The 600-nt window shown below is 74.5% G+C and carries 1 protein-coding gene; it reads left to right on the top strand.

Features of this window, described 5'->3' with window-relative positions; genetic code table 11:
• Positions 1-80 precede the first annotated feature (80 nt).
• Positions 81-600: RNA methyltransferase (locus B8460_RS20075; RefSeq protein ID WP_048863400.1), on the top strand; the 520-nt coding region annotated here is incomplete at its 3' end.

Genomic DNA, 600 nt, shown 5'->3' with positions numbered 1-600 from the left:
CCGGCGGCACGGGCGGGGGAATCGTTCATGTCGCCAGCCATCCGGTTGCCAGCCATCGGGGCGGGGCATAGACCGCGCCGATGCGACAGGCACGCGGCTATTTCGGGCTGGGCGTCGAGGGCGTGTCCAAATCGGCCAATCTCGGGGCCGTGCTGCGCACCGCCCATGCGTTCGGCGCCGCGTTCTGCTTCGGCATCAATGCCGGCTACGACGCCCGCGCGGCACGGCAGGCCGATACGGCGGACACGCCGGCACATCTGCCGCTGTGGCGCTTCGACGACGTCGCCGCCGTGGCGCTGCCGCAGCGCTGCGTGCTGGTCGGCATCGAACTCGCCGACGACGCGGTCGACCTGCCGTCCTTCCGCCACCCGCTCAGCGCGGCCTATGTGCTCGGCCCGGAGCGGTCGGGTCTGTCGCCCGCCCTGCTCGCGCGGTGCCGCCATGTCGTGCGCATCCCGACGCGCTTCGCCCTCAATCTGGCGGTCGCCGGCGCGATCGTGCTGTACGACCGGCTGCTCCAGCACGGCCGCTTCGCCGAGCGCCCGGTCGCGCCCGGCGGCCCGCCCCCGTCCGATCCCGCCGCCGCGTCGGGCGCGTCCC

It is taken from the genome of Acidisphaera rubrifaciens HS-AP3 (genome assembly GCF_000964365.1).
Taxonomy (GTDB): domain Bacteria; phylum Pseudomonadota; class Alphaproteobacteria; order Acetobacterales; family Acetobacteraceae; genus Acidisphaera; species Acidisphaera rubrifaciens.
Note: the sequence above shows the minus strand (reverse complement) of the source record. Positions and strands in the feature narration are given on the sequence as shown.